The organism is Symmachiella dynata, from assembly GCF_007747995.1.
In the GTDB taxonomy this organism is placed as follows: Bacteria; Planctomycetota; Planctomycetia; order Planctomycetales; family Planctomycetaceae; genus Symmachiella; species Symmachiella dynata.
Genome location: NZ_CP036276.1, coordinates 2,598,028 through 2,621,235, shown reverse-complemented (window position 1 = coordinate 2,621,235; position 23,208 = coordinate 2,598,028). Strand labels below are relative to the sequence as shown.

The window sequence follows — 23,208 nt, the reverse complement described above, 5'->3', positions numbered from 1 at the left end:
CCTGGAGAAATGGACCGCATCGCCGATCCGTAGGTCAGGCAGCCGCCTGACAGAATGGACCTATCCGCGTCAAATATACGAACCCGTCAGGCGGCTGCCTGACCTTCATTTTGCTGAACAACTGATTCGAGCCTGTTATGAGTGATACACGAAACCTGTTCAATCGCGTTTGGGACAACCATGTTGTCCGGGAATTGGCATCGGGCCAGTCGCAAATTTTCATCGGGCAACACCTGATTCATGAAGTGACCAGTCCCCAAGCGTTCCAAATGCTCCGCGATCGGGGCTTGAAGGTCATGTATCCCGAACGGACTTTGGCGACAGTCGACCACATCATCCCCACCGAAATCCAATCCCGGCCGTTTGCCGACGGGTTGGCCGAAGAGATGATGACCGCCATCGAAAAAAACTGCGACGAATTCGGCATCACGCTGCTCGATCTAAACGACGATCGCCAAGGGGTGGTGCACATCGTCGGCCCGGAATTGGGTGTCACGCAACCGGGGATGACCATCGCCTGCGGCGACAGCCACACGAGCACGCACGGGGCGTTCGGCTCGATCGCCATGGGCATCGGCACCAGCCAAGTTGCCGCTGTGTTGGCTTCGCAGACATTGCCCATGAGCCGTCCTAAAGTACGTCGCGTCGAAGTGAACGGCGAGTTGGGACCGGGGGTGTATGCCAAAGATGTCGCTTTGTACATCATTCGCAAATTGGGCGTGCAAGGCGGCGTGGGTTATGCCTATGAATTCGCCGGCACGGTCTTCGATGCGATGACGATGGAAGAACGGATGACGGTCTGCAACATGAGCATCGAAGGGGGTGCTCGTTGCGGTTACATTAATCCGGACCAAACGACCGTCGATTACATCCGCGGCCGTCCGTTTGCTCCCCAAGGTGCTGCGTTTGAAAAGGCGGCTGAGTATTGGCTGAGTTTGGCATCCGGCCCCGACGCCCAATACGACGATGTTGTCGTTTATGACGCGGCCGACATCGAACCGACGGTCACTTGGGGTATCAATCCCGGTCAGTCGATCGGCGTTAGCGAAGAAATCGGCTCCGTCGATAGTTTCCCGGAACAGGAACAGGCCGGCGTCCGCGAAGCATTAACGTTCATGGAGTTGGAAGAACATCAACCGATCAAGGGCTTGAAAATCGATGTCGCCTTTGTTGGATCGTGCACCAATGGCCGCATTTCGGACTTGCGTGAGGCGGCTCGTGTTGCTGAAGGTCATAAGGTGGCCGACCACGTCCGCGCGTTGATCGTGCCTGGTTCGCAACAAGTCCGCAAACAGGCTGAAGAAGAAGGTTTGGACAAGATCTTCGAAGAGGCTGGTTTTCAATGGCGGGCGGCGGGGTGCTCGATGTGCCTGGCGATGAATCCCGACAAACTCTCCGGTCGCGAACTTTGTGCCTCCTCCAGCAACCGCAACTTCAAAGGTCGGCAAGGCAGCCCAACCGGACGAACGTTGTTGATGAGCCCCGCCATGGTTGCCGCTGCGGCAATTGCCGGTGAAGTGGTTGACGTCCGCGAAGTCGCCGCCCCGGTCGGTGTTTAGCGCACAAGGGAAACGGTTACCACTGACCCAGCCGGTGCCCGTTCGAATACACCGGTTTTCTGCAAAGCACTGGCGGAGCCAGTGCCACCCGAATCAATACGTTTGGCATTCCACTAGATTTTGGTTTTGATCATGAAAAAAATTGTAAAAGTCACCGGCCCCGGCATGCCGCTGTTGTTGGATGATATCGACACCGACCGCATCATCCCCGCCCGCTATTTGCGCTGCGTCACCTTCGATGGTTTGGGCGATCACGTCTTTAAGGATGACCGCGAACAACATGGCGATCATGTTTTTGACCGCGATCACCATCAAGACGCCAAGGTGCTCGTCGCCGGTCGGAACTTCGGCTGTGGCTCCTCCCGAGAGCATGCCCCGCAAGCGTTGCTGCGTTGGGGGATTGAAGCAATCATTGCCGAATCGTTCGCCGAGATTTTCCACGGCAATTGCACTGCACTGGGTATCCCCTGTGTGCATGCGACGCCGGAGCAATTGAAGCAAATCAATGCCGCTGTCGAAGCCGATCCCACCTTGCACCTGACCGTCTGTCTGGAAACATCGACCGTCACGCACGGCGACACCAAACACGATTGCCACGTGCACGAAGGCACACGCACCGCACTGGTCAGCGGACAATGGGATTACCTTGGCGAACTGCTCGAAGGCGAACCACAAATCCGCGAAACAGCGAGCCAGTTGCCGTATGTGACGAACTTCGCGTGAGTGCGCGAAAAAAGGTTCACCACGGAGGCACGGAGGGAATAGGCTGTAGGCTTTAGACTGTTGGCTATAGGGAACGTGTAAATGATCATTTCCTATAGTCTAAGGTCTAAAGCCTACAGTCTTTTTTAGTCTCCGTGATCTCCGTGCCTCCGTGGTGAATACTAACAACGTTGGTCATTGTCCGACGGTCAAAATCCCAGCATGCGGGGGCTGACGAACCAGCGTAGGAGGCCGTGTTCCGCACAGGGGGAACCGTGGATTTCTAGGCTGGCGATGTTTGCGCGTCCGAAGGATAGCCAACCGCCACCGGCGAAAAAAGATGTGTAGACTTGCACGTCCGGCGCATGGCCCACAATCGCCACAGATTGGGCCGGCGTCTCTTGGAGCAGTTCGCACAGTTTTTGCGGGTCGGCTCCGGGGGCCATAATATTGCTGATGAGCATATCCTCAGCGTCCAGACCGACACCATCGCGCAGAATTTCTGCAGTTTGTACGGCACGCACGAGCGGGCTGGAGATGATTTTCTGTGGGATGGTCCCCTGTTTCGCTAGCCAAGCGGCCATCTGCCGCATTTGCTCTTTGCCGGGCGGGGTGAGGGGGCGCTCGCGGTCACTGGGGGCCAGATCGGCGGCGATTCCGTGCCGGATGATGTAGAGGTCCATCGATTGCGACTTCGCTTAATGCATGAGGGAATCAGCTCCCCATTTCGGAAGCCGCAGAGACTTGAGTCTATGTCGCCCCCCGCAGCAAAGTCAAGAAGTTCGCTCAGCGGCCGAGCAAAGCTGGTTTCCACAACTGCGACACCTTAAATCAGGGGTCGGGCAGCGATTCGCTGCTGTGATGAACTGGCCGGAGCTACCGGTATGAGCGCTGCTAAGGACGATTCCTCTTGACGCTGCAACGAGAATTCCGGCATGATTCCCGGTATCAGGCCCCGCTGGGGCTCCGCTCCCCCGTTCGTGAAAGGATTCTCCATGCGCCGCTGCATTCCATTTTCCGTCCTGCCCTTGATGGGTCTGTGCTGGTTTTGTCTCACCGAGTCTCGGGCCGATGATGCCACACTGAATCCGCCAGCAACTGCAAGCGAGGCGCCCGCCTCTCAACCGCCGACCCAAGTTGCCGCTGAAAAGGAACCAGCGGTTCCTCGTTTTGTGCTGCTGTTAACGCGGCAAGTCGCTACGGACCACGCGCCGGTCGATCGCACTGCATCCCCAGACTATGGCGATGACTTTGCCCCAACCCAAGTGATTCCGAAACGGCTAGTTTCACCAGCTAAGTCGGAACCGAGACGCTCCTCGAAACATCCCGCTACTCGATCGAAAAAAAACGAAGACGAATACTACATCGAAGCGGTCCCGGAGCCGGGCATTTCATCGTATAAGCCGGAGCCCAAACGGTCCTCGAAACGTCCCGTCAAACCTTCCAGCTCACAGGAAACGTTGCGTGTGCTCTGTGCGGATGTCAAATTATCCGGCAGTGCTGCTCCGGAAAAGGCGGTGAGTTACACCGTCCAGTGCACCGGTCCAGTGACGCTGGAGAACGGCACAACGAAGATCCATGCCAGCAATCTGCATTATGCCGAAGGCGCACTGACGCTGGACGATGTCACCATCCAGCAGACCGGATCAACGGCCGGTTTGTTTGAAGAGATGCAGTCAAAACAACTGATCATCAAATTCCCATTAGAAAGCCTCGCCATCCAGGACGCGGACAAATACATCGCCCCCAAACCTCGGGACGACCAACGGCGAGCCCCCGACGAATTCGATGACTTTGACGACTTCAGTGACCCTAAAGCTTAATGAATTCCAGCAAGCGGGGCTGTGGACATCGGGATACCATATCCGGTTCATCTACAGTCCCGCCGTTAGAATCCGCACAACCACATCAAGCATCCCGAGGCTGTTGAAGAAACGCACCATTTCTTAGTCATTTCCCCTGTTTAAGTGCGCACTGCGGGCTACATTTAGGCAACCCTCGAACTGCGCCGACTAAGACTGGGATCATGTTCTTCTTCAAAAACCGCCGAAAACGCAACGAAGTCAACGCCTTTATGCGGCGACTTGCCGACCGCACGACGCCCTCGCTACGCAATGACTCTGAAACGCGACAGGAGTTACGGGTCAATCGTTCATTGCCCGTCTTATTGATTCCGTTCATCGACGAAAGACCAAACGTCGAACTCACTGCATTTGGTGTGACGAAGAACCTCTCCAGCCTCGGAGCTGCCATTCTCACGCAACGGCCGGTGACCAGCGATCTTATCGCAGTTGGCTTCTGGAACGAGGATTACTGCGACTTCATCCAAGGCGAAATTCGCTACCGCAAACCGGTCGAAGGGGGTTATTGGCAATTCGGCTTGCAGTTGCGTGAAGTGATTCCCCGCGGCGAATACCGCGTTCTCACGCTTCTGGGTGACATGGCTGACCGACTGACCGCCGACGAAGACCCGGCGGCGTTTGAATCGGTTTTTGCGAACATCTAACGTCCCAGTCCCAGGGGCTGCATTCGTTCGAATGGACGCTACCACACGGGAGCGTATCCCGACATTCGCCGCAATAGTCCGATTTGCCCGGCGTGCACCATCTCGTGCTGCCCGCAGAACAGCAGCGCTTCGAGCTTTGTCTTAGCGAACCGGTGCGGCTCGGTTAACGGCATGTCCAATTCCTCGACCGGCAGATTTTGCATGCAATTCAGAGCCGCCACATGCACCCGGTCTAACGTTGCCCGCAATTCATCGGGCCCGGGATAGTCGCCCGGCTTACTCGATGGAATCGAATTCTTACCAAACAGTCGCAAATAATCCGGCGGGATCAGCTTTTCGTCACCCGGCTGCGCACCACGGATCCGCGCCAACGCTAGGCGGTATTCAGCGACCGCCAAATGTCCCACTTGCCACCCTACGTGCGTGGTGTGCTGCGCCGGTGTTTGATACCAATCAACAGTGTCGATCGTATCCAACAGGTCCAGCGTATAATTGCGGGCGAACAACAATTGATCGACGGCAAGCTTTAAACGAATCATCGGTGAGACCTTTTGTTCATTTTGCTGTCGCGGGCGATTTTTCGACACCACGGTTGAGCAAGACCCAGGTGCCTGATTTTCCCGAGACGGCGATGTCGAGCTTGCCATCGTTATTCAAGTCGGCCGTGCGAATCTGCATGCCGGTGCCGATGCCTTCTCCGGCACTGATGAGATGCCGCTCAAATTTTTGGTTGGCCTGATTCCATTCGTAGTAATACAGACATTCCGGTTCGACGCCTCCCGGATCGCGACCGGCATGACCGCGCACCCGCTTGCCCGTGATCAACTCCCCTGCTCCGTCGCCATCGATATCCGCCCAGTGCAAACAATGCGTTTGCGAATAGGAACGATCGATGAGGTGTTCTTTCCAGGCGGTGTCGTCTTCGTCGGTATCCAATTGCTCCAGCCAATACAGGCCGTAGTCATGGCCATTGCCCCAAATCACGTCGTTCCGTCCGTCTCCCGTGAGGTCCACGACTAGAAATGGGCAACTGCCGTGCGGACGATTCCAACTCGCGTGATGTTTCCACTCCTTCGAGAGCGGATCGCTACCCGGATGTTCGTACCAGCCGACAAGCGTCAAAATATCATCGTGACCATCGCCGTTGACATCGCCGAACGCCATACCGTGTCCACAACCGTTATTGCCCAACACATGTTGTTCAAGTGTCGGCCCCTCCTCAGAAGAGATCAACTTCCAAGCAACGAGCGGCGCTTCGGTTTCCCAACAATCAACAACGATTTCGGGCACATCGTCTCCATCCAGATCCTGGAGAAAGTACGCCTCATTACGACTACGGGTTTTCTTCAGTAGATGAGGCTTCCAGAGCAGCCCCTTGGTTAGGCCCACTTTGCCTGGGTTTTCGTACCAGAAAATTTCTTCGCCGTGCCAATCGCCGGAAATCACATCGATCCAACCGTCACCGTTGACGTCGTAGACGTGGTCGCCGTTGTTCTTCAAGTAATCTTCACCAAACTCCTCAATATTACGCAGAGGGCGCGCCGCAAAGTCCGGAGCTGCAAACCAATTGCGGCCGGCAATCACGTCCAACTTCCCATCTTGGTCGACATCAGCGACCGCGCATCCTTCGTTGGGACTGACACCCAATGGGATTTTTTGAAATGTCACCGAGGACTGTTCCGCAGCAACCGCGTCCGCCCCGGGTGTGACGAATTGCCCACATGCAGCGAGACAAACAATGGTAAAAGCTTTTAGTGGCATGGTATTTCGTAGCATGATCGGCTCTCAAGTTTCCTAGGTCTTCAGTAGGAGCAACGGCAATCCCGAACATCCAGCATAGAGAATTCTGCGTGATTCGTGAATCGCGACGGGCCGGATCATTGAAAATATCTCGGTCGTAGCCACAATCAAAGAAGGGGCGTCGGCACCGGGTTTTCAGGTCGAAATTGACCGTAAGCACGTCAGATGGTTGAAAAATCGCTTGCGGCGCCTGTTATTGCGGTGCAAAAACGGGGATACTGTTTCTGTGGACAGTTGATCATCGAATCAGGTCATGCAGTCAACAAGGCTGTCCCCGTCTTTCGCATGCTAGAATTTGAATTCACCACACCAATCCGATTAAACTTATTGTGAACGGGTGTGTCCTGCCCAATTTGCGTCATTCAAAACTGAGGTGACTCGTGTCGACCATTGCTGCTCGATGCCCCAAGTGTAAGTCCGTATTTCGGCTCAAAGACGCCAGTCTAGCGGGCAAAAAAATCAAATGCCGGAAATGCCAGGCACCGTTCGTGGTTCAGCCGATTAAGTCCAGCGGCGGTGGGGGCGCTCGGCGCAAAACCAGCAGCAGCGTTGATCCCTATGGACGAGAGATCTCCTTCTCGAAGACCGGGGAATTGCCGGTCAGCGGACGGAAGATTAAAAAGATCCAAAAGGTGGCCGAGACCGTAGAACCGGAAGAAGAAGACGACACCGAAGAATTTGGCCAACCAACCTCCGCCCCGATCAGACGCAAGCCGCGCAAAAAAGTCAAAGCAAAGGCGGCGGACACGGGCAAAAAGAAAAAGAAATCTCAAACGACAACACAGCAAAAAATTATTGCCGTCGTAGGGGGTGTGTTCCTACTGACAACGATCATCGTCGGTGCAGTCTTTGGTCCCACGATCGCCAAGCGAATCTCAGAAGCCGGTAAGCTCGAGCCTCCCAAGAACTACGTCCTCTATGACCCTGATGATAGTGGCGTTAAATTTGAATACCCAGAAGGGTGGGAGACAAGCCATGGCGGCGGCACTGGCGGTCAACCGAAATGGGCTCGCATCAAGCATGACAATATCTCCATTAGCATCAAAGAAAACCAAGCAGCTTCCGCTTTGGGTGAAGCTGCACAGGCGATGGCCAATAACGACCCGAATGAAAATGATCCAGAACTACAACCGGTGCATGGTGCACACATGCAGCGTCAAATGATGTTGATGAGATCGGACGAGGGTTATCAAGAAACAGGCGTTGAAATTTTTGAAAGTGGTTTGGGAGATTCACGGCTCTCCAAATTCGAGGAGAAAGGAACGTTTTCCACAACCGTTGGCTTTCGTGCGACTCTTATGGCGGGCAGGTTCACCTTCTTTGTGAAATGTAGTTGCAGCCCTGCACAATTCGAAAGCGCCGCACCGATCTTCCGCCGCATTTTGAAAAGCATCGGCCTCGGCAAACGCATTTAAACGGTCTGTCCGAATGTCGTTTGTCTGCAATTGCCGCAGCTTCGATTCACAACATCAAAAATTCAATCCTGGGGAGATGCGGCGGGCCGCTGATCGACCTCGCTCTCATTGCCAAACGGCCTCTCCCCCAAAAAGGAACGACCCGATGAGACAGTTGTTTGGTTTCCTTCTCCTATTTGCCACCGCCGCGCCGCTATCAGCAGCTGAGATTCATGACGACATCGACGCCGATACCGGATGGCAAGTGATTACGGCGCAGGCCGGGCAAACGAAAATCCGGGTGGTCCCCGCTGCGGGGTTCAACGTTTTCTCCATCGAACATGCCGGGCGGGAATTACTCAAAACGCCCCCCGCACTCGCCGACTTGCCTGGGGTTTCCTATGGCGTTCCCCTGCTGTATCCCAGCCCCAATCGCGTCCGCAATGCCCAATTTACCTTCGATGGCAAAACATATCACTTCGATGCCAATGACGGGACGAACTTTATTCACGGTCTGGTTCACAATGTCCCCTGGACGGTTCGCCGAACGGAAGTCGACGCCCACCAGGCTGTGATCGAAGCGGAACTGGTCTTCGCCCCCGGGACCAAACATTACGCAGCATTTCCGCTTGAGCACACGCTTCGTGTGACAGTGACCGTCCGCCCGGAAGGCGTGAGCTGGAAATATGAAGTCGACAACACGCACGGCAAATCCAAGGTACCGTTCGGCTTTGCGCTGCACCCTTGGATTCTCTATCAAGGCGAGCGCAAAAATACATTCCTCACAATCCCAGCTACGCAGTGGATGGAAGCCGAAAACCTACTGCCCACGGGAAAACTGGTTGACCTAGAAGGGACGCCCTTCGATGCCCGCGCGGCGAAGTCGTTAGAGGGGTTTGTCATCGACGACGTCTATTCGGGGATGCAATCGGATCACCCCACAGTGGCCGATTTCCGCGACGAGGGAATTCAGCTCTCCCTAGATGCCAGCGACGATTTCACACACTTGGTGGTCTATACACCGGAGAACAAAAACTGGTTCTGCGTGGAAAACCAAACCTGCTCGACCGATGCACACAATCTCTACCAACAGGGGTTGAAAGCGGAGTCACATTTGCTCGTCGCCGAACCGGGTGAAACGTTAAGTGGAACGGTGAACTATCGCATTCGCGATGCCCGCGGACACAAATTCAGCCGTTGGGAAAAGGCCATTCGAAAGTTTGAAGCCCAAGACCGCCAACACCCGCCGGCAGCAGGCGGGACTTTATTTGTCGGGAGTTCCAGCATCCGCTTTTGGGACTTGCCCAAATATTTCCCCGACCGCCCAGTGGTCAATCACGGCTTCGGCGGCTCGCAAATGATCGACAGTTTGTATTTCGCCGATCGAATCGTACTCCCCTATCAACCGCGCACGATCGTCGTCTATGCGGGCGATAACGACATTGCCGGTGGACAATCGCCGGAAACAGTCGCCAAGGATTTCCAACGTTTCGCCCGCAAGATCCATGCAGCGTTGCCGGAGACGAAAATTGTCTACATCGCAATCAAACCGAGCTTGCGGCGGTGGAACTTGTACGAACAAATGGCAAAGGCGAATGATCTGATTGCCGCATTCGCCGAGACTGACGAGCGAATCACCTACGCCGACATCGCCACGCCGATGCTCAATGAGCAAGGCACGCCTAAACCGGAACTGTTCATCAAAGACGGTTTACACCTCAGCCCCGCTGGTTACGAATTGTGGACGTCGGTGATCGAACCGCTGTTACCACGTGCGAATTGAATCACCCTAGCCTGCAATTTATCTTACATGCCCCAGCTGCCCGTTCTTGAAAAAATTCGTGAGTTCCTCACAGCCGAGCAGGTCGCTTATCGCGAAGTGCATCATCAACCGACGTACACATCGGAAGAATCGGCTCAAGCACGGGGTGAAGAGATACGTATCGGGGGCAAAGCACTGCTGTTAAAAGTTGGGGAGAACTTTCGCCTGTTCGTACTGCCGGCAAATTGCAAAGCCGATTCCGCCGCCATTCGCAATGAACTGGGCGTACGAAAAACCCGATTCGCCACACGGGACGAACTGCTCGAATTGACGGGATTGGTCCCCGGTTGTGTCCCTCCCTTTGGACACCCGATACTCCCCTTCGACCTGTATATCGACACGGGTATCGAGCGAAACGACAAGATTGCCTTCAACGCAGGCTCGCTCACCGATTCAATCATCCTGGCCACTGCGGACTACTTGCGGATTGCCCGGCCTACCAAAAACTTTGCGTTTGCCGCCCAGTAACGACGGGACCAAGTAGCCGCTGGTTGGCAATTTCAGTCAGAATCGTGAATACTACTTGTAACACTTCTTGGCGCTCGCCACCTTCACCTCTAAATCATCTCACTTGATCAATCTCTTTCAGGACGATTCTCTGTGCTACGGATTCTCTTCATTTTAGTTTTGCTGACCATTTCCTCACTGCCAGTAATCAGCCATGCGGCTGACCCGAAACTGCCCAACACGGCAGCGCTGAAAAAAATCGGGCAGCAGATGCATGCGTTCGTTGAAGGGCAACAGGTTTCGGGGGTCGTAACGCTCGTTGCACATCAAGGCAAGGTGGTTCATTTGAAAGCGGTTGGGTTAGCCGATATGGCCCAGCAGCGCCCCATGCAAACCGACTCGCTGTTTTGCATCGCCTCGATGACCAAACCGATGACGGCGACGGCGGTGATGATTTTGTGCGATGAGGGCAAACTGTCTGTCGACGATCCCGTTTCAAAATACCTCCCCGACTTTGCAGACATCGAGCTCAGATCCGGTCCACCCGCACGGCCCCTGACCATCGGTGATTTGATGACGCATACCTCGGGAGTCTCTGGGAATCAGCAGAACCAAGGCACGCTCGAAGCGACCGTCGAACAGTTTTCGAAACGGACCTTAAAATTTCAGCCGGGCACGCAATGGGCCTATAGCCCTGGGTTGTCCATCTGTGGCCGCATCATCGAGATCGTCTCTGGACAACCTTATGAAAAGTTCTTGCAGCAACGCATCTTCGATCCGCTGCAAATGACGGACACCACGTTTTCTCCCAATGCCGAACAACAGACGAGGATCGTCACGCTGTATAAGCCAAGCAAAAATAAATCCGCGCTCGTCACAGAACCCAATTGGTGGTGTAACTTAAAAGCGGGTCGCTCGCCCAACCCATCCGGTGGTCTTTTTTCGACAGCCAAAGATGTGGCCCGGTTTTATCAAATGGTTCTTGACGGCGGTCGATACGGCGACGTCCGGATCGTATCCGAAAAGAGCGTGCGCGAAATGACCACAGTACAAACCGGCGAACTTGAGGCAGGATTTACCCCCGGTTGCGGTTGGGGCTATGGGTGGGGCGTGGTTCGCACCCCTCAAGGAGTGACCAGGATGCTATCACCCGGCACGTTTGGTCATGGCGGCGCGTTTGGCACACAAGGCTGGGCTGATCCGGCTCGGCAAACGATCTACGTGTTGATGATTCAACGGACCGGTTTTGGCAATGGCGATGCTTCGGATATCCGCGCCGGTTTTCAGGACTTGGCCGTCAAAGCGGTGGACGGAAATAAATAATTCCGTCAGGCCGGCGACTTACATCTCCTTCGCACACAGCGCATAAAAAAATGGCCCGGCGAACGAATAGGCGCTCGCCCCTGCCGAAGCAGGGCTATTCGCTCAAACCGGACCGACCGTACGCTAGCAAATCCGCGGCGTGACCTCAAGGTCGAACGCCCCAACCGCTAAGGGTTTTCACCCAATTTTATAGTTTTTTCCGTATTTGACTCTGCGTTGCTAGCGGAAACATGCGGGTATTCCCCCACGACACTGTGCTGTAGTCAACATACAATGGCCCGCAAACTGACCTCTTGTCAAAATGTGACGAAGCGTCAATAATAGTGGTATGGAGATCCTCACACGCAAACAACGAGAAATTCAAAAACGCGAAGCCGATATCCTTTCTCTTTCCCGACCTATGCTTATTGAGGGGGGATACCACGGTCTGAACATGGATCGTATTGCGACGGAGTTGGAGTACTCCAAAGGGACGATCTACAAGCATTTTTCCTGCAAGGAAGAAATCATCATCGCTTTGGCGATTGAAACGCAAGAAAAACGCTCGGAGTTTTTTTCACGGGCCGCAGCGTTCCAGGGGCGTTCGCGGGAACGGCTTACAGCAATCGGAGTGGCCGGTGAATTGTTTGTCCGTCTGTTCCCTGACCATTTTGCTGTCGAACAAATCATCAATTCCCGCTCTATTTGGGAAAAAACATCTCATAACCGGCGGGAACTGATGCAAGTTGCCGAAGGTAAATGTATGCACTTGGTTTCCGGGATTGTCCGTGATGGAGTCGATTGCGGAGACGTTGTACTCCCAGCGAAAACGACGCCTGAGGAGCTGGTGTTTGGTCTATGGTCGCTGACCTTTGGGGCGTACTCGATATTGAGCACCGGTGAATCGTTAACCAACTTGGGTGTCGAAGATCCATTTCGGTCGGTGCGGACGAACGTGCACCACATTCTCAATGGAATCGGGTGGCGACCGCTTTCCAGCGAACATGATTACGATGCTGTCGCCGAAAAAATTACCCACGAAATCTTTGCCGAAGAATTCCAATCGGTATTGGGATAGCCCGCTTCCCTGGGGACTGTAATGACGAACCGTCAAAAACCAACCCGACGCACTGTCGCCTGGAGTGCTAGTGTGATCGTCATTGCAGCTGTGGCTGTGGGGATTGCAGCCGCTGCCAACAATCCACAGTCGGAACAAGGAGCGGCTGAACAAAAGAGCATCCCGGTGAATTGTGTCGTGGCACAACAAGTGACAGAATTCGAGGATGTGAAGACATATACGGGAACGATCACAGCGGCGCGGGTGAGTGAGCTCGCATTTGCGCGAGCCGGACGTGTGACCAAGGTTTTCGTCGACGAAGGAGAAGACGTCTATCAAGGAAAATGCCTGGCACAACTCGATGTCAGACACTTAGAGGCAAGACGTTCGGAACTGCAAGCACAACGTGCACAAGCGGTGGCGTTGTTGGAGGAGTACCTCGCCGGCCCTCGCAAGGAAACCATTTCAGCAGCGCGGGCCGATGTCACTGACATGCGTTCGCAATTCGAACATGCACAAGCCTCGCATCAGCGCAACGAAGATTTGTACCGCCGCAAGGTGATCTCTAAAGAAGAATATGATCGCTCGAATTTCGGGGTACGTTCCGCCAAGGCCAAGTTTGATTCCACTCAGCGAAAACTGGACGAATTGTTGGCCGGTACGCGGAAAGAAAAAATCACCGCACAGCGCGCCGCGGTTTCGCGATTGGATGCAGCTTTGAAGGACTTGGCGGTTGATGTCGACGACGCTCATCTGATTGCTCCGTTTGAGGGACGAATCGCCATACGGCACATAGACGAAGGGACGTATGTTTCGCCCACGACGCCGGTCTTCCGCTATGTAGAGATCACCAGTTTGGAAGCCAGAATCGGTCTACCGGTCGATATTGCGCGAACGATCCATACTGGCATGCAACAAGACGTGTTGATTGGTGACCGGACTTATTCGGCAAAAGTGAAAACCGTGTTGCCCGAATTGGACAGCACGACCCGTACGCGCACCGTGGTCCTGGCGTTGGATGCCGATGCGGCTGAGACAGTCGTTCCAGGTGAGGTCGCGCGTATTTCTATTCCCGAAACGGTTCGTACGGCCGGGTATTGGTTACCGACGGCGGCACTCAGTCGTAGCAGTCGCGGTCTGTGGTCGGTCTTGGTCATCGACAAGCTGGACGACACCGCGACAGGCATAGCTGCGCGGCGTGACATCGAGATTCTACACGTACAAGGAGAACGTGTGTTGGTGCGCGGCACCTTGCAACCCGGCGATCACGTCATCACCGGGGGTACGCATCGCGTCGTAGCGGGCCAGAAAGTCCGCGGCATGATTCAATAAGTCTTTTCGACTGTTTTTGCTCCAGCGAACTTTCAACATGTCCAATCTGTTTCACCGCAATCGACGCTTGCTGGCACTGACGATCGTATTGATCTTGGTGTCGGGACTGTCGTCGTATGCCGTATTGCCTCGCATGGAGGACCCGATCCTCGTCGAGCGGGTGGCGCAGGTGCATACTGTTTTTCCCGGCGCCGATCCCGAACGCGTCGAGACGCTCGTGACGGAAAAACTGGAGGAAGAACTCCAAGACATCGACGAAATCAAGGAACTGCGTTCCATCTCCCGCTCAGGAATTTCGGTCGTAACCATCGAACTTCGCGACGACGTCTACGAATCGGATCCCATTTGGTCACGCGTGCGGGATAAATTAGGAGATGCGACACCGCTGCTACCGGCCGGTGCGACGGCTCCGAAATTTGAAGACGTGCCGATGAAGGCATACGCTCAGATCGTGGCGCTCACCTGGCAGCAGGATTCGCAACCCAACTACGCGATTCTACGACGACTCTCCGAGGATCTGGAGGACCAGATTCGGGCGATCCCCGGCACCGAAGATGTCGAAACCTTTGGCGATCCCACGGAAGAAATCACCGTTGCCATTGATCTGCAGCAACTCGCAATGCTGGGGCTGACGACCGCCGATATCGCACGACAAATTGAGGCCAGCGACGCCAAGGTTGCTTCGGGACAATTTCGCGGACATGGATCGGACTTGTTGTTGGAAGTGAACGGCGAATTGGATTCGTTGGCTCGCATCGCCCAGATGCCAATTCACTACGCTGCCGACGGCCAATTCGTCCGGCTGGGTGATATTGCCGAAATCCATAAGGGGATCGCCGAACCGCCCGAGAGTTTAGTGCTCATCGATGGCTATCCGGCCATCGCATTGAGCGTCCTCATACGTGAATCACAACGTATCGATCATTGGACACAGCGTTCCCGTGCGACATTGGACGCATTCTCCAAACAATTGCCGGCGGGGATCGTCCTGAATACGGCTTTCGAACAAAGTCAATACGTCGAAGCGCGACTCAGTTCGTTGTTTAACAACTTACTGCTGGGAGGGGCAGCGGTCATTGTGGTGATCTTCTTGCTCATGGGTTGGCGCAACGCGCTGATCGTGGGCATTGCCTTGCCGCTGTCGTCGTTGATCGTGCTCACGGGGATGCGGATCCTGGGCATTCCCATTCATCAAATGTCGGTCACCGGCTTGATCATCGCCTTGGGACTGCTGATTGATAATGCGATTGTGATTGTCGATGATGTCACGTCGAATTTGCGCGCACAGATGCCGCCGGGGGAAGCGGTTTCCGCGAGCGTCAAACATTTGGCGATTCCGTTGCTGGGATCGACATTGACCACAGCATTTGCATTTGCGCCGATTGCCTTGATGCCGGGACCGGCGGGAGAATTTGTCGGTTCCATTGCGGTCAGCGTCATCTTGGCCATCTCCAGTTCGTTTGTCCTGGCAATGACCGTGATTCCCGCATTGACGGTCATCGGCCATCGTTTGAGTCATGCGCAGCGAGAATGGCGTTGGTGGCGTGATGGATTTTCCCATGCGGGACTGGGCGCGCTGTATCGCCGTTCCTTGGACCTACTTTTCGCACACCCACTTTTGGGCATTCTATTGGGTCTCATTTTACCGGTTGCCGGTTTCGTGCAATCGCGGACGCTCTCGGAACAGTTTTTCCCGCCCGCCGACCGTGATCAATTTCACGTGGAAATGGAATTGCCTTCACACACATCGATGGAACAAACGGTGGAGATGGTCAAGCAAGTCCAAACCCATCTCTTGGCACGTGATTCGGTCATTTCGGCCGATTGGTTCATCGGCGAAAGTGCGCCGGCTTTTTATTACAACCTGATGCCCAAACAAAAAAACTCGTCGCACTATGCACAAGCGATGGTGCAGTTGAAATCGGCGGAAGGGGCACGGGAATTGATCCACCAATTGCAGGCGGAGTTGGACGAATCTTTTGCCTCCGCGCGGATCCTGGTGCGACAATTGGAACAAGGCCCCCCGTTTAGTGCTCCGGTTGAAGTTCGAATCTACGGTCCCGACTTGTTAACACTGAGCGAATTGGGTGAGGAACTCCGCACCTATTTGGCGGCCGTTCCCGATGTCATTCACACGCGTTCGGAACTCGCAGAAGCTTTGCCAAAGTTGTCGTTGACGGTGGATGAAGAACAAGCACGATTGGCGGGCTTGGATCATCAAGCCATTGCCGACCAACTGCAATCGACTCTCGAGGGTACGACCGGGGGATCGATCATGGAAGCCACGGAGGAGATCCCGGTGCGCGTACGCGTTGCCAATGAGACCCGTGCGGACCTCAGCTTGATCAATTCATTGGAACTCCTGCCTACGACAGCCAATGCGGACGGGGAGCGACCGCGCGTGCCGCTGTCGGCGATTGCCGATGTCGAAGTCACTGCGGAGATCTCCGCCATCCCCCGTTTTAATGGCCGACGGATGAACGAAGTGCAAGGCTTCATCTCCGCTGGCGTTCTGCCGGCCACGGTTTTGGAGGCATTTCAACAACGGTTGAAAGAGGCCAATTTCGAAATGCCACCCGGTTACACGTATGAGTTTGGTGGAGAAACCGAAAAACGGGACGACGCGATTGGTAATCTCATGGCCAGCGTCGGTGTGTTGCTGGTACTGATGATCGCGACATTGGTGTTGTCCTTTGGGTCGTTCCGCGTCGCAGCCTTAGTCGGAATGGTGGGCATGCTATCGGTGGGCTTGGGATTGGGCGCACTCTCGGTGTTTGGACACCCGTTCGGTTTTATGGCAATCATCGGCTCCATGGGACTGGCCGGTGTCGCGATCAACGATGCGATTGTCGTGCTGGCCGGACTGCGTGAAGATCCGGATGCACGTCGAGGAGACCCTATTGCTGTACGAAATGTCGTGACCCACTCCACCAGACACGTGGTCGCGACGTCGCTGACGACGATGGCGGGATTTGCACCGTTGGTGATCGCCGGTGGAGGATTTTGGCCTCCCATGGCGATTGCAATTTCCGGAGGGGTAGGCGGCGCCACGATCTTGGCGTTGTACTTTATTCCCTCGGCCTACGTGCTAGCGATGGGCTCAGGACGGCGTCACAAACGGCCTCCCAGCACGTCCCTCGAATATGAGGATCCCGCCTTACAGGCACCGGTAAGTGAGGACTCACAAATTCCAGCGGTTGTCGATTCTGTGTGACGACATGCCCCAGGACCAATCCTCCCCCTGCCCCGCGCGAACATCCGCTCGCGTGGGAGGAGTTGGCCCGTGGTCCCTGCCTCTTGCTATTCACCCCACAGTCACGCCCAGACGACGGGCAATTTTTCCCCGGAGTTTGCGCCGCATGCGTTTGCCCTTGTCGTAGGAGTAGCCCGCATGCTCGGACGCGTCTCGCAAGGAATCTCCGGCGAGTAGGTGCTCCATGAACTGGCAAGCGGCCGTGTCGAGGCTATCTAAGAAACGGCGTAATGCCGCATCCATCTCGCGTCGCTGCGACATATGGACCGGGTCGTTGCTTTTCTTGGGACAAGCGAGTCGGCTGTTCGCATCCACTTTGGACGTGCCCTCCGTTTCCTTGTGCTCGTAACTCTGCAATGACCGTCCAAAGCGAGTTTTGATGCGGTACAATTTTTTGACGAAGTCCTTAAAGCGATCCGTCGCGACACGTCCGACAAATGCTTGAAAAGAACAGCCTTGAATTCTGCCCATCTGCCGCGTGTCATAACGCTGTACGGCTTTGAGAATGGAAAACACGGCATCCTGCGCCGCATCCTCAATCTCATGCAAGTTTAGCCCGCGTTTGCGTCCCAGTTGTACGATCAACCGATTGGACCACATGCGATACCGCAACAGCAACTCCTGCTCTGCCGGTTGGAATTGGCATTCCTTGGCCAGTACCACAAGTGGTTCGTCGGCCATTTGTGACAGATTGAGGTCATACGCAATATGAACAAATCTCATCATAGAATTATCTCTGAGGTGTTTTGGATTCTGTGTTGTCTGTGGTCATCGGTGCGGTCGTCGCAGTGACTCAGTCATGCACTGAATTCCCTGTTGCCGCTCAAGCGGGATGGGAGTCAGTGAGCAAGGATCAATTGCGGCCAAAATTGTTGGGATTGGCCCTGCGGACTCGAAATGCGATGCGGCGCACCTTGTCGCGACATTAATAGGCAGGCTTCGCCTGTCTCTGTTGCACGATGGATTTCGATTTCGTTCAGCGAAAAAAACTGCGAAATGTAACATGTTGGATCAAACCGCCTTGCCCTGCGAAAGATGACAAATTTTGAGAGAGGCTAATTTCGTGCTCCTAACTGCTTATCGCAGAAACAAGTTACGAAGAATGCTCTCATGTTTTTTCTGTTGCAATTCCTTCGTCTCACAATCTTGTACTTAGGGATCACAGATTGTGACCAAAAATCGGCAACTATTTTGGGAAAAAATTTCTTCCCTGTTTACGAACGCAAAGGGCACGGCAAATGCATGAACAGCACCCGGCGCGAACTAGGATTCGTCGGCCAAGGGCCGACAGTGCGCCTTAGACTTAGTGACAGGCGTTTTTTTGAAATACTTGAAAACTGCTATCCGGAATAACGGCGCAGACGGAGAGTTGAGGCAAGGAGGTCATTGTTATGAAAACCAATCGCACACCGTACGCACGGCAATATCGTTATTTGTTTTTACCTCTTGAGCGCGCGCTGGCCGCCGTTCCGCAGACTGCATCCTCACCGCTCGGAAAACGACGGACAGAGGTCGTAATCTTGTTTGGGATGTGTTTGCTGATCAGCATGATTTCGGCGTACGACACATATATGCTCGTCCGCTTTCAAGAAACGATCCATGAACTCAACCCCATCGGCTGCTGGCTGATGGATCTCGACAACGGATCGGTCGCCCTGTTCGTGGGCTGCAAGTTCATCGGGACAATCGTTGTCCTGACGGCGATTGCGTTTCTCTATCTCTACCGCGAAGCCATGGCCATGTGCGTCGCCACGACGCTGAGTTTGGGGCAACTTATTCTGTTCTGGTTCGTCACCTATTCTTAGTACCCGCGGCGATTGAACTGCACAGCAAATCCGCAACCTTCTAGCCATCGGTGTGAGAACCCCGATGGCTATTTCTTTGCGCCACGGTGCAGACTGACAGTGGGCACAAACAGGATTTTTGGTTTCCCAGGTGCAGATCTCCATTTTTTTCCCTCCGAAGTGTCACAAAGATCGGATAACCTCGTACTAGGGGTTGACGCTACCCCTCCGTCCCAGCTTGAGGGGGAGGCCAAAAATCAGCATTTCTTGAAAAGGGAATTATTGATGCCCGAGCACCAGATGATTGACGTTCCCGAAGTCGACTTTATGTCGGTTACGGAAAACGTCTCCGATTGGCGGATCGGCAAGCGGGTTGTGATTCAGCGCCCCAAACTTTCAATTGCTCTGGGATGCGGTATGTTGCTCGCGGTGCCGCTCATCGGTTTGGTCATTGCCGGCTTTGTGATGGGCTACTCGGAAAACTTCTATCAGGCCTTTTTCATCGCTGCTCTGATTGGTGCCGGGCTGTTTGCGCTGGTTGTCATCCCCTTTAGTCGCTCGAACCGCTCTCGTGAAACGGTGATTGACTGGAGTGATGAAACGATTCGGTTTCGGCACGGTCTGCGCTGGCAGACATTTCCGTTCGCCGAAATTCAACGCATCTGCGTGCAGACGAAACAGATCGGCAACGAGACACCCACGTATGATGGAATCGTGGAGATTGAAGTCGCTGGCAACCAACTTCCACTGTTTGAAATCTTGTCGTCAACTGAAGATCCCAGTCAACCAGTCGATATTCTGCTTGACGTTGCGCGGCGATTGGCCGATGCGTGGTCGGTTCCTTGTGAGGTGTACGTTCTAGGAAAACGGTTGGAAGAGCAGGAACTCGAGGGCCGCGGTCGCTCGCCGGAGGAGATTGCTCAGAAATATATGACGTTAGGTAGCTTGGCCAGTGGAAGCGCGATGTCGGCCGACTATCGAGGTCAGTCAGACGAAGCGGCTGAGCACCGCGAAGAAGCGATTTTTTACTACATGCAGGCGAATAAGCTCGACCCGACGTTAACAGAGCCGTTGTTGGCTATCGGCCGGTTGTCGCCGGACGAGGCGCACCGAGAGATGGCCGTCCAAGCAGCGCTGCAGCTCAATCCGGACAGTATTCCCGCGCTGATCGAACAGGGACGCAGCCTATTAATGGAAGGGCTAGAAGAGGAAGGGTTTGCCGCCCTTTCGCAAGCGGTCGAAAAGGAACCGTCAGTCACCACGTTTCACGCTCGCGGTCAGTCCTATTTGTTATTGGAGCGATATCGAGAGGCCCATGCCGATTTCAGCAAGGCCATCGAGCTGGATCCGCAAGACGCCGACAATTATAGCAAACGCGGAGAATGCTTGGCCGATTGGTATAAGGATGCTCGGGATGATGATCTGCTTAAACAAGCATTGGCCGATTTTGATCGTGCGATTGAACTGGGAGGCGAAAATTCGACCTATCGCATCGAACGCGCGAGAGTGTTGTTGACAGCAGACCGCTTTGATGAAGCGATTGCTGATTTCTCCCGAGGGGTCGCGGTGGATCCGGATTCATTTTACTCCTATAGCCAACGGGGACAGGCGTACCTAGACGCCGGCCATTATGCCCAGGAGGCAGAACGAGATTTTACTAAAGCGGTCGAACTGCTGGAGAAACAACCGCGCACGACCGACGCGATCATGCGACGTACGCAGCTCATGGGTATCGCATTTGCCTATCGCAGCCGCGCCGAAGCCCGCCGACAACTGGGACGCCCTCAACAAGCCGACGACGACATCCAACGTGCCATTGAACTTGAAGTCGAGGCGGACGAATAAAGGCTCCTCGACTCGCAGCTGCCGCATAATCCGGGCCAGCCGCTGTATTGCGTAAAAATTGAAACAAAGGCCAAATTGGCTGTCCGGTTTGGGGACGCAAATGGAATCAACCTGGTAGAGAGACAAAGTCAATCTCCGACCAAACAGCATTCCAGGGCACACCGAAGTCCACAGGAATCGTATTTTTCGGTGATGTCGCAAAGGGGAATGATGGCCGCAACGGCATGATGTTTTTTGACAACAGCATCAAAACCGTTCATTTTTTTTGATCCACGGCTCTCTCTTTTTCGTTGTGAATACAGGCGGGCGTTGGGGCAAGCTTATCGCTTAGTTTCGCAGACTCACACATTGGTAACGCCGATAGAGATGCGCAGACGAGGCACCAGACTAACCTTTTTTTAACACGAGGAGAACTCAATATGGCTGATTTCGGACAAGCATTGTTGGCACAAAGCGAAAGTAGCAGCGGCGGATTATTGGGGCTGATTCCCCTATTCGTGATGTTGGCGATCGGTGTCGCAGTGATTGCCGGTGTTTGGAAGGCGTTTGAGAAGGCGGGGGAACCGGGTTGGGCGGTGCTGGTCCCGATCTACAATGCGATCGTATTTTTGAAAATTGCCGGCAAACCGGCATGGTGGTTCATTCTGTTGCTGATTCCGGTGGTCGGCATGGTCGTGGGAATTATCGCTGCGATTGATTTTGCAAAGGCTTATGGCAAAGGGGCCGGATACGGCGTGGGCATCGCCTTTTTGGGTGCGATCTTCGTCCCCATACTGGGCTTCGGAGACGCCCGTTACCAACGCGCAGCCGCCTAAGGATGCAGCGGAAACACAAAGCAGGTTTCCTATAAAAACAACAGCCCTCGGCGCAATCCGCCGCGGGCTGTTTTCGTTTCGATGTTATGCCAGTGGTGAACGACTTCCAGAAAAAAATCTCACGCAAAGGCGCAGTGCCGCGAAGAAAAAAGAGAAACCGCTGTTGAACCATCTTGCAGGTTGATTACCTCGCAAATCATTCGGTCACTGTGCTGGACGAGGAGCGCCGTGCACGACGGCAAGCCGTCGGTTTGGGGATTTGGGCTGCCCGTTTTTCGTGACGACTTGGTCTTGCAGACAGGGGATTAGCTACAGAGCGGCTGTGTTTGTTGTCAATTGTTTTTTAGGCATATTTGGGGTTCCACATCGAATTGTTTTTGACGAGCGTATTGAGGATGACGAGGAGTTTTCTCATGCAGGCGGTCATCATGATTTTGAACGGCTTGCCCTGGTCTGTAAGCCGTTTTGCAAAGTCTGCAATGATGGGATTGCAGCGTTTAGCATTGAAAGCGGCCATGTACAGGGCGTTGCGTACCGAGGCGCGTCCGCCGCGGATGGAGCGTTTGCCATGAAAGCGTCCGCTATCACGATTGAACGGTGCCAAGCCAGCCAAGGCGGAAATTTCCTTGCGGTTGAGCAGCCCCAGTTCCGGGAGTTCGGCCAAGAGCGAGCAGACTGTGACCGTGCCGACGCCCGGAACGGAAGCGAGGATGTTGCCTTTGTCTTTCCAATGGTCGTCGGATTCGAGCAGTTCGGCGATCTGCTTGTCGAGGGTTTTGATTTGTTTGTTGAGCAACGTAATCATCTGTTGCATGCTTTTTTGAACGATCTTCGCGACGGGAAATTCCTGCCGGTTTGTTTCGGCCGTTCTGAGGTCGATCAGTTGTCGTCGTCGAGTGACGAGTTGCTGCAATTCCTCTTGTTTTTCGTGGTTTTCGGCAATCGTTCTGGGGCGGACGTGCTGCCCAAAGCGGGCGATGACGCGAGCGTCGATGCGGTCGGTCTTGGCCAGGATGCCGAGACCTTTGGCGAAGTCGCGAACCTGACGGGGGTTGACGACGGCGACGAGATGTCCGGCGGCAGCCAGTTCGGCGACGAGCCGTTGCTGATATCCGCCGGTGGCTTCGAGGACGATCAAACAGGTTTCCGGTTGGGGCAGGAGTTGATGCAAATGCTCAAGGTCCTGCGTGTCATAGGTGAGGGAGTGTTGTGTTTCCTGCGGAAGGAGACACAGATCGAAAGAGTTTTTGGCGACGTCGATGCCGACAAAGGAAGTAATAGAGCTGTCCATGGAGCGGTCCCTGTCTTGCAAATGCGAGCTCGATGCGACGCGAGGTTGCGATCGGCTCTTGCGGCTGTTCGGGCTAAAATCCACAGGCCGACGACGACCTCGCTCTGTGACGGTCTCTGGGGACCTGGGCACGATCGATCTGCCGCCGGCCGCCGTGGAAAAGCCTGCTTCGCTACGCTGCGCAGCCTTTTCCACGGCAATGTCCATTACATCAATTGTTTCAGTTAAATCCAACATACAAGAGCACAGAGTTCACAGAGAAGTTCTCTAAACCACGATGAACGCTGAGGACAGCTTTT

19 protein-coding genes and 1 pseudogene are annotated in these 23,208 nt (G+C 54.5%); 15 read left to right on the top strand and 5 right to left on the bottom strand.

Annotated elements, in window-relative coordinates; all coding sequences use genetic code 11:
- Nucleotides 1-137: 137 nt before the first annotated feature.
- Nucleotides 138-1,559, top strand: coding sequence for a 3-isopropylmalate dehydratase large subunit (gene leuC, locus Mal52_RS10055; RefSeq protein WP_145375850.1), 1,422 nt, complete (start codon nucleotides 138-140; stop codon nucleotides 1,557-1,559).
- Nucleotides 1,560-1,691: 132 nt separating this feature from the next.
- Nucleotides 1,692-2,282: a 3-isopropylmalate dehydratase small subunit gene (gene leuD, locus Mal52_RS10050; RefSeq protein ID WP_145375848.1), complete on the top strand. Its 591-nt coding sequence runs from the start codon at nucleotides 1,692-1,694 to the stop codon at nucleotides 2,280-2,282.
- Nucleotides 2,283-2,470: 188 nt separating this feature from the next.
- On the opposite strand, the gene sixA is transcribed toward leuD, so the two are convergent.
- A complete protein-coding gene (sixA, locus tag Mal52_RS10045) occupies nucleotides 2,471-2,944 on the bottom strand; it encodes a phosphohistidine phosphatase SixA (protein WP_145375846.1) in 474 nt (157 codons plus the stop codon).
- 312 nt (nucleotides 2,945-3,256) lie between these two features.
- Between sixA and Mal52_RS10040 the strand changes: the two genes are divergently transcribed.
- Together Mal52_RS10040 and Mal52_RS10035 are read left to right on the top strand one after the other, a co-directional pair.
- Entirely contained in the window at nucleotides 3,257-4,084 is an 828-nt protein-coding gene (locus Mal52_RS10040) for a hypothetical protein (protein WP_145375844.1), read from the top strand.
- Between the two features lie 203 nt (nucleotides 4,085-4,287).
- A complete protein-coding gene (locus Mal52_RS10035; RefSeq protein WP_145375842.1) occupies nucleotides 4,288-4,767 on the top strand; it encodes a hypothetical protein in 480 nt (159 codons plus the stop codon).
- 38 nt (nucleotides 4,768-4,805) lie between these two features.
- On the opposite strand, the gene Mal52_RS10030 is transcribed toward Mal52_RS10035, so the two are convergent.
- Together Mal52_RS10030 and Mal52_RS10025 are read right to left on the bottom strand one after the other, a co-directional pair.
- Entirely contained in the window at nucleotides 4,806-5,306 is a 501-nt protein-coding gene (locus tag Mal52_RS10030) for a DinB family protein (RefSeq protein ID WP_197534795.1), read from the bottom strand.
- A 16-nt stretch (nucleotides 5,307-5,322) separates the two neighbouring features.
- Nucleotides 5,323-6,543, bottom strand: a complete 1,221-nt coding sequence (locus tag Mal52_RS10025; protein WP_197534794.1) for an FG-GAP repeat domain-containing protein — start codon at nucleotides 6,541-6,543, stop codon at nucleotides 5,323-5,325.
- Between the two features lie 404 nt (nucleotides 6,544-6,947).
- Between Mal52_RS10025 and Mal52_RS30465 the strand changes: the two are divergent.
- From Mal52_RS30465 to Mal52_RS09990, 8 genes and pseudogenes are all read left to right on the top strand, one after another.
- Nucleotides 6,948-7,046 (top strand): annotated as a pseudogene (locus tag Mal52_RS30465) (MJ0042-type zinc finger domain-containing protein); the annotation flags it as partial.
- A gap of 114 nt (nucleotides 7,047-7,160) precedes the next feature.
- On the top strand, nucleotides 7,161-7,982 hold the full coding sequence (locus Mal52_RS10020) for a hypothetical protein (RefSeq protein ID WP_231962586.1): 822 nt from the start codon (nucleotides 7,161-7,163) through the stop codon (nucleotides 7,980-7,982).
- A gap of 145 nt (nucleotides 7,983-8,127) precedes the next feature.
- On the top strand, nucleotides 8,128-9,744 hold the full coding sequence (locus Mal52_RS10015) for an aldose epimerase family protein (protein WP_197534793.1): 1,617 nt from the start codon (nucleotides 8,128-8,130) through the stop codon (nucleotides 9,742-9,744).
- A 27-nt stretch (nucleotides 9,745-9,771) separates the two neighbouring features.
- Nucleotides 9,772-10,251, top strand: a complete 480-nt coding sequence (locus Mal52_RS10010; RefSeq protein ID WP_145375835.1) for a YbaK/EbsC family protein — start codon at nucleotides 9,772-9,774, stop codon at nucleotides 10,249-10,251.
- 132 nt (nucleotides 10,252-10,383) lie between these two features.
- Nucleotides 10,384-11,553 (top strand): serine hydrolase domain-containing protein, encoded by a 1,170-nt coding sequence (locus Mal52_RS10005; protein WP_145375833.1) that lies wholly within the window; start codon nucleotides 10,384-10,386, stop codon nucleotides 11,551-11,553.
- Between the two features lie 328 nt (nucleotides 11,554-11,881).
- Nucleotides 11,882-12,610: a TetR/AcrR family transcriptional regulator gene (locus tag Mal52_RS10000; RefSeq protein ID WP_145375831.1), complete on the top strand. Its 729-nt coding sequence runs from the start codon at nucleotides 11,882-11,884 to the stop codon at nucleotides 12,608-12,610.
- 21 nt (nucleotides 12,611-12,631) lie between these two features.
- Entirely contained in the window at nucleotides 12,632-13,921 is a 1,290-nt protein-coding gene (locus Mal52_RS09995) for an efflux RND transporter periplasmic adaptor subunit (RefSeq protein WP_145375829.1), read from the top strand.
- 37 nt (nucleotides 13,922-13,958) lie between these two features.
- Nucleotides 13,959-17,135 (top strand): efflux RND transporter permease subunit, encoded by a 3,177-nt coding sequence (locus Mal52_RS09990; RefSeq protein WP_145375828.1) that lies wholly within the window; start codon nucleotides 13,959-13,961, stop codon nucleotides 17,133-17,135.
- 90 nt (nucleotides 17,136-17,225) lie between these two features.
- Here the strand turns inward: Mal52_RS09990 and Mal52_RS09985 are convergent, their stop codons facing one another.
- Nucleotides 17,226-17,900 carry a sigma factor gene (locus tag Mal52_RS09985; protein WP_145375826.1) on the bottom strand — a complete coding sequence of 225 codons (675 nt, stop codon included), beginning with the start codon at nucleotides 17,898-17,900 and terminating at the stop codon, nucleotides 17,226-17,228.
- Nucleotides 17,901-18,565: 665 nt separating this feature from the next.
- Here Mal52_RS09985 and Mal52_RS09980 point away from each other — a divergent pair.
- From Mal52_RS09980 to Mal52_RS09970, 3 genes are all read left to right on the top strand, one after another.
- The gene (locus tag Mal52_RS09980) at nucleotides 18,566-18,979 is read left to right on the top strand and encodes a hypothetical protein (RefSeq protein ID WP_145375824.1); all 414 of its coding nucleotides are present in this window, start codon (nucleotides 18,566-18,568) and stop codon (nucleotides 18,977-18,979) included.
- Between the two features lie 264 nt (nucleotides 18,980-19,243).
- On the top strand, nucleotides 19,244-20,803 hold the full coding sequence (locus Mal52_RS09975; protein WP_145375822.1) for a tetratricopeptide repeat protein: 1,560 nt from the start codon (nucleotides 19,244-19,246) through the stop codon (nucleotides 20,801-20,803).
- Between the two features lie 419 nt (nucleotides 20,804-21,222).
- Nucleotides 21,223-21,618 (top strand): DUF5684 domain-containing protein, encoded by a 396-nt coding sequence (locus tag Mal52_RS09970; RefSeq protein ID WP_197534792.1) that lies wholly within the window; start codon nucleotides 21,223-21,225, stop codon nucleotides 21,616-21,618.
- 343 nt (nucleotides 21,619-21,961) lie between these two features.
- Here Mal52_RS09970 and Mal52_RS09965 read toward each other — a convergent pair whose 3' ends face one another.
- A complete protein-coding gene (locus Mal52_RS09965) occupies nucleotides 21,962-22,909 on the bottom strand; it encodes an IS110 family RNA-guided transposase (protein ID WP_197534660.1) in 948 nt (315 codons plus the stop codon).
- Between the last annotated feature and the right edge of the window lie 299 nt (nucleotides 22,910-23,208).

Coding starts and splice junctions, on each gene's coding strand:
- Mal52_RS09985 (WP_145375826.1), bottom strand. CDS start 17,900: ATGATGAGATTTGTTCATATTGCGTATGACCTCAATCTGTCACAAATG.
- sixA (WP_145375846.1), bottom strand. CDS start 2,944: ATGGACCTCTACATCATCCGGCACGGAATCGCCGCCGATCTGGCCCCC.
- Mal52_RS10000 (WP_145375831.1), top strand. CDS start 11,882: ATGGAGATCCTCACACGCAAACAACGAGAAATTCAAAAACGCGAAGCC.
- leuD (WP_145375848.1), top strand. CDS start 1,692: ATGAAAAAAATTGTAAAAGTCACCGGCCCCGGCATGCCGCTGTTGTTG.
- Mal52_RS09965 (WP_197534660.1), bottom strand. CDS start 22,909: ATGGACAGCTCTATTACTTCCTTTGTCGGCATCGACGTCGCCAAAAAC.
- Mal52_RS10030 (WP_197534795.1), bottom strand. CDS start 5,306: ATGATTCGTTTAAAGCTTGCCGTCGATCAATTGTTGTTCGCCCGCAAT.
- Mal52_RS10010 (WP_145375835.1), top strand. CDS start 9,772: ATGCCCCAGCTGCCCGTTCTTGAAAAAATTCGTGAGTTCCTCACAGCC.
- Mal52_RS10040 (WP_145375844.1), top strand. CDS start 3,257: ATGCGCCGCTGCATTCCATTTTCCGTCCTGCCCTTGATGGGTCTGTGC.
- Mal52_RS09970 (WP_197534792.1), top strand. CDS start 21,223: ATGGCTGATTTCGGACAAGCATTGTTGGCACAAAGCGAAAGTAGCAGC.
- Mal52_RS09990 (WP_145375828.1), top strand. CDS start 13,959: ATGTCCAATCTGTTTCACCGCAATCGACGCTTGCTGGCACTGACGATC.
- Mal52_RS10035 (WP_145375842.1), top strand. CDS start 4,288: ATGTTCTTCTTCAAAAACCGCCGAAAACGCAACGAAGTCAACGCCTTT.
- Mal52_RS10025 (WP_197534794.1), bottom strand. CDS start 6,543: ATGCTACGAAATACCATGCCACTAAAAGCTTTTACCATTGTTTGTCTC.
- Mal52_RS09980 (WP_145375824.1), top strand. CDS start 18,566: ATGAAAACCAATCGCACACCGTACGCACGGCAATATCGTTATTTGTTT.
- leuC (WP_145375850.1), top strand. CDS start 138: ATGAGTGATACACGAAACCTGTTCAATCGCGTTTGGGACAACCATGTT.
- Mal52_RS09995 (WP_145375829.1), top strand. CDS start 12,632: ATGACGAACCGTCAAAAACCAACCCGACGCACTGTCGCCTGGAGTGCT.
- Mal52_RS10015 (WP_197534793.1), top strand. CDS start 8,128: ATGAGACAGTTGTTTGGTTTCCTTCTCCTATTTGCCACCGCCGCGCCG.
- Mal52_RS09975 (WP_145375822.1), top strand. CDS start 19,244: ATGCCCGAGCACCAGATGATTGACGTTCCCGAAGTCGACTTTATGTCG.